Here is a 6,136-nt window from a genome sequence, read left to right on the forward strand (position 1 = left end):
AGTCCAGGTGAGCGATTGGGAAGGGCGCGTGTTGAGAATTCAGCCCCACAGAACGTGCAAGGTGTAGTCCCGGAACGCGAAGGAGGCCCGCACTGCATCTCCGACGCAATATCGGACCAGCAGAAGACGTGTGAAGCGACGGTTGTCATCGCCGGCGCGGTGGTTGCCCGCGCCGGCAATCTCGACGGATTTTCGGATTCAGAGTTGGCCGATTTGGTTAACGGCTTCAGCAGATGGCCGGACCAGCAGAAGACGCGTGAAGCGACGGTTGCCATCGCCGGCGCGGTGGTTGCCCGCACCGGCAATCTCGACGGATTCTCGGATCAAGAATTGGCCAATCTGGTGAACGGTTTCGGCAAGTGGCCGCAAGAAGAAAAAGCACGCAAGGCGATCGTTGCCATCGCCGGCGAACTCGGTTCCAAGGGCCGTCGCTTCAGCACTTTCAGCACGCCTGCGCTAGTTAGGATCGCCAACGGTCTGTCGCGGGGTATCGAGGGGGGGGGAGACCGCCGGCGAGGTCGCCGAACCCGCCTTGCTGAAGGACGGGCTGCATCAACTGGCGCACTACCTCCAATATGCCGAGGATCGGCTGCAGCAGGCCGATGTCCATGCCATCGCGAATATATTCAAGGCGTTGGGCAAGGCGCAGTTGTTAGACGATCTCGGTGCGCTGGCGAAGCCGGGTCTGGACAGGCTCGAGGTGTTACGTGACGCTCCCGGGTTTAAGCTCGACAACAACCTCGAGACGATGGGCAATCTTTGCGCCTCCCTGCTGCCACTGGCTCGCAGCCCGAAGCCGGTGTTGCGCTGGCACCGCAGGTCGGCGCTGAACCTGCTCAACGCCATCCAGCCGGCGGTGGAACACAAGATCGATGCCCATCTCAAGCCAGGCCAGGTCGAGTGCACCAGCGGCGCCAATGCAAGCCGCTGCCTGGCGCTTTCGATCCATCAAGTGCTCAAGACCCGGGCGGTGCTGGAGACGCTCTACCGGCGGCCCTATCTCGACGGCGACGAGCTCGCCTTGCAGGCCAGGCAGGAAGAGCTGCACGGCAAGACCAGGCAGATCCTAGACGGTGCTCGCGCCCTCATCTACGCCGACCTTTCCTACATGAGCTGGAACGTGATCGCCGAGATCGAGGCGAAGGAGCCGCTCGAAGCGCTCGACACCTTCATGGCGCAGAACGCATCGATGGTCCAGGCCCAGCATGCAGCCGCCAGCTTCGATGTCCATCGGGTCCTTCAGGCCATGGACCACGAGCCGAGACCGCCGCAAGGCGATGCCGGACTGATGCGGCTGCCGGTGGTCGACATGCAAGGCCGGCCGCTGGCCAGCGAAGCCGAGTTGCGCTATTCCATTTTCCACCGCTTGACCTCGGGCGCGGTGAAGGTGGTGGCGGTGCAGCTAAAGGGAACTCCGACCGGCGCCATGCTGACACGCACGTTCCCCGTGGAGGGCGTGCCCTACCGCATGGACCTGTTCGGCGGCAGCAAACTGAAGCCGCCGCAAGAGAGCCTGAGCAAGCTTGCCTCTCACCTGCCCTTCGCGGCCGCAGAGGCCCCAAGCGGCAAGCTTTTGGCGATCCCCTATGCCGAGACGGCTCCGGGTACGGCCTTTGAGCAGCTGTCGCGGGCCTGGGCGCCGTTCAAGGAAGCCTATTACTATACCCAGCGCCGCGGATTTGCCGCGCCGCCGGGCATCCCCGACGTTGGCCCGCATGATTATGCGCTGGAAGGGTGCTTCAAGCTGTCCCTTCTGCCCGACCGCCCCGCAGGCGCATTGCATCCCTTCCGGTTCGAAGGGCGAGACGGCGAGATCGCCTTGCGGCCGCATGACGGCTGCGGTTTCATCAGGGCCTCACTGGCCGAGCGTATGCCGGCCATTGCCCGGGCTCGCCACGACGCTCCCGAGCGGGTGCCTGCCTATGCCGATAAGAGGCAATCGGCGGTACCGCCCTCGGCGCTGCAACATTATCCGCGCAGCGTCGAGGTGGTGCAGGAGACCCGCGAGAAGGCTCTGGCTTGGCTTGAAACCCATCAAAGCCTCACCGCCGAGGAACTGTTCCGGACAGTCACGGGCGGGCATATCGAGGGTTCGAGCGCTATCGCCGTGCCGTCCAGCGACGAATGCCTGCATGTGCCGACGGGCAAGAGCAAGACTTTGACCCGTGACGCTGGCGTGCTTGTCGGACGCTCCCCCTATGACAAGCCCAACCTGCGCCCGTTCGCCGCCGACCGGGTCAGGTCTGCGCGCGATGGCGATCGGACCGCGGCGTTCCTGGATCGGTGCGTGGCCTTCCAATACAGCTTCAACGTCGCGCACAAGTCGGGGGCTGGGCTTGCCGCCGACGATCCGACCTTCTTTGCCAAAGGCATCTTGATCGTTGTGCCCGACGAAATGTGGCCGGCGGATTTCGCCGAGCGCGGGGTGGTGATGTCTGCCGAGGACGTAAAGTGCCATTCGCACTGGCTGGAGGAAAAGGACCGGGTCAAGGCCGACACCGCGCTCGAGTGCGTCGGCATCCTGCAGGCGACGGAGGTGTTCGCGCCCGGCTCTTTGGTTGCGGTTCCAAGCGCCGAACAAAAAAAGCTCGACGGCGATTTTGACGGCGACAGCGCCGTCATCATCGGCGACCGGCCTCGCCTTTACGAGCATGTGCGCCAGTTCGACGCGCAACTGCAGGCGCGCGGCATCGCCTCGATGAAGCCGCCGAAGTCGCACACGCCGGCCATTGAGAAAGGCGGCTACCAGTTCAGCCGGTCCAAGCAGATCCTGTCGGCCACCGGGCTGGTGCTGGAGACCTACAGCTGCCTGCAGCGCAACATGCTGGCGCAGCCGCTGGAGGCGCAACGCTGGTTTGCAGAGCGTGCCATCTTCGGCACCTACGAGGGCATTCATCATCAGCTCAAGGCCGACATCCGCGCACTGTTGCAGGAAGATCGGCCGGATGGCCAGACCCTCCATGAGCTCATCGCCAGGGCGGGGGAAGACAGCAAGGCCGCCAGGCATCCGGTGGCCTGCGAACTGGCCGCCTTGCTAGTGGCCGAGCTCCAGGCCTGGAACCTGCAGCTCAATAGCGAGCCGGCTCATGAGCAGTCGGATGTCAAGCAGCAGTTATTGCGATCCGTGGCCTCAACCGGCGCGAAGCCTGCCGTCAGCGCCGACGCCGGCGCGCTCTTCCCGAAACTCAGCGAATCCTATCCGGCAACCGCCGACGCCAGGAAGCGCATCGACTTCCTGCTCAACCACTACCAGCCGCGCATCGATCCGCGGCCCGACGGCTATAACCCGGACGATCTGCATGAAAGCGCCATCAATCTGTTGAGCGTCGGCATCAAGGTCGGCACGGACGCCTACAAGTCCGATACCGGTGCGCGGATATTCATGCAAAAAACCACCGAATTGCAGCGGCTGTTGGAGCGGAGGCCCGGCTTCAAGTCGGCGCCCTATGTCAAGGCGCAGGCGGCAAAGCTCCACCAGGGCCGGTTCGACGTCGATGGCAGCCTGGCGGATCTGAAGGACAACCCCACGCTGGCGGCCTCGGTCATGGAGGCCTCGATCAGACTCGCCGTCGAAAAGCGCATCCTGCCCAGCGCGTTAGCAATCTCGGCCGACGACGACCCCGCCACCAGGATAACGCTGAGCAGCGAACAGGCCCTGGAGCGCGCCAGGCTCGAAGCCGCCCCCGCCGAAGCGCAAGAAAGCGCGATTACCGAAACTGTGCATGCGGTTGCCGAGCTTTTGCGGCAGGACGGCATCGAAGTGAAGGTGCCGCATCTTGACCAACGGTCGCGCGGGCAGGTCTGGATAGCCGACGAGTTGACCGGCCAGAGCGTGAGCGCGGCGCCGGAGGCCCAACTGGTCACCAATGCAGTGCGCCATGTCTTCGAGATCCCGGACGAGGCTTTTACGCGCGCCTTCAGGAAGGCGGCACTGGCCTTCGAGGAGCGGGACTGCAGCGAGGTCGAGACCACCAACTGGTTCATCAGGACGGACACGCCGCGGTTACGCGGCGTTCACACGGCGTTCAGAACCGCGCAGAACTATCGCTTCGAGGTCGAGTTCCATACGCCGGCCAGTTACCGGGCCGAGCTCGCGCAGCGCGCGCAGAGCGAATGCGAGCTGGTCCCCATTCCCCGTGGTGCTTGGGAGATATTACACTGGGGCTCGTCAGGAGAAAGCAGGTCGAGGGCGGCAGGGACCTCCAGGTCGCTCACCGTTGCAAGACAACAGATTGCGGTCGCTCGCTCGCCGCAAGCCGGCGAGATCCTCGCGGCCCTCGGTACGCGGCCGGTCGTGCTCGTCGGCATGCCGGCGAGCGGCAAGTCGACCATCGGCGCCCAGCTTGCCAAGGAGTTGGGGGTGGAGTTTGTCGACATCGATAAGCGTATCGTCGCCGAGCACGGCAATCTGATGGAGATGTTCGCCGACCCTGGCCGTGGCGAGGCGCACTTCAGGGACCTGGAGACCAAAGAGCTCGCCAAGCAGCTGGAGAGAGGGCCCATCGTCATCGCAACCGGCGGCGGCTGCTTTGGCAAGGAGTCCAATCAAGCCCTGATCCTTAATAAGGCGAGGTCGATCTGGCTCGACACCGAGCTGAAAGAGCTCCACAGGCGCCTCAAGAGGGACACCAGCCGGCCGCTGCTGCAAGGCGCCGACATCGAGCAGAAGGTTGACCAGCTGTACGAAGAGCGCAGTCCGTCCTACCAAAAGGTCGATATCAGGTTGCCCCTCGTCCCGCCCTTTCAAAAAGACAAGAAGGACGCCCGCATTTGCGTGAAGGAACTCTACGCTTTCCTGTGCAGCGACAGAGAAGCCGCTCTGCCCGATGCCGAGATATCACATGTCTCCGGTGCTTCCGGCACCGCCATCAGCATGTCCCCACCAGCGCAGCGCCATGCACGATGATCATCACAACGGCTACGATTGCGGGGGCGGCGCGGGCAACCACCGCGCCGGCGGTGGCAAGCGTCACTTCGCGCGTCTTCTGCTGGTCCGACATTGCGTCGGAGATGCGGTGCGGGCCTCCTTCGCTATCAGGACGCCCTGCTTGTCCGACCAACTCTCCGGTGCTGCCCATATTCCCTCTCCGATCCAGCAAAACGCATCGCCTAAAGCCTGTCAACAACAGGACATTATTGGTTTGAGTGCGGTCACGCGAGCCTGCAACGGCATGCTTGAAAGCCGCAGCATTCACGCAACGGCAACTGCCTCGACAACGCCGCAATGAAAAGTTTCTTCGCCACTCGATCGCCCCGACAGCATCGCAAGTCCGAAAGAGGGGGAGGACTATATCCGCTATTACAAACCAACGACCTCATCAGGCTGAAGCTCAAAGGGCTGAGCCCTGTACAAAACGCCCATAAATCACTATGAACCCTACCGCTTTACGGAGCGAGTCTACGGTTTTTTCATCGATATCGATCAGGCAGCGTTCGAAATCCAGTTCAAAAGAGCTGTCTTCGGTTTGGCGCCGACCGAGAAATCGGCCACTTCGCCGCCCTTGAAGATCGCGAGCGTCGGAATGGAGCGCACGCCCAATTGGGCGGCGAGTTCCGGGTTTTCATCGATGTTTAGCTTGGCGACCTTGATCTTGCCTTCCATTTCGGCGGAGATTTCCTCGAGGCTCGGAGCAATCATCTTGCAGGGATCGCACCATTCGGCCCAGAAATCGACGACGACGGGTGCTGCGGATTCAATAACTTCCGACTGGAAGTTATTGATATCGACTTTCACGGTAGCCATGGCTGCTCCTTTGACTGAAGAAGATGTTGAACCACATGTAACGGTGCGGTGCAGAATTTTCAATTATCAACCCGACGCTGAAATGGCGGCATAGCTCGAAACCACAGGCGTCCCGTAAGACGTTCCCTGTAGGCCGGTGTTGTCATCTTCAACACCCATAGTCAGGAACTGGTTCTGCAGATCCGGATTGGAGCCGGGCTAATTCGAATAGGAGGCCAGCCCAGCCTTGTTGTCGGGAGTGCCATTGTGGTTCGTTTAATCTTCTCGCAAAGCCTGGGTTTCTGGCAAAAGACTGGCTCAGTATGCCGTTTCGAAATCCAAAATCACAGCCTCGCCAGTCGGTTTTGCAGCGCCTGCCGATCGGCGACGAGGTTGTCGAGGTGCAGCGGCTCG

At 62.2% G+C, this 6,136-nt stretch carries 1 protein-coding gene and 1 pseudogene; one reads left to right on the top strand and one right to left on the bottom strand.

The genetic code is table 11. The features are described from left to right. Positions 1–15: 15 nt before the first annotated feature. Positions 16–4,937, top strand: a pseudogene (locus ACWGTI_RS31885) (shikimate kinase); the annotation flags it as partial. 485 nt (positions 4,938–5,422) lie between these two features. On the opposite strand, the gene trxA reads toward ACWGTI_RS31885, so the two are convergent. Then, positions 5,423–5,743: a thioredoxin gene (gene trxA / locus ACWGTI_RS31890; protein ID WP_454578973.1), complete on the bottom strand. Its 321-nt coding sequence runs from the start codon at positions 5,741–5,743 to the stop codon at positions 5,423–5,425. Positions 5,744–6,136 lie beyond the last annotated feature (393 nt).

Source organism: Mesorhizobium sp. ArgA1, assembly GCF_053714375.1.

Coding starts and splice junctions, on each gene's coding strand:
- trxA (WP_454578973.1), bottom strand. CDS start 5,743: ATGGCTACCGTGAAAGTCGATATCAATAACTTCCAGTCGGAAGTTATT.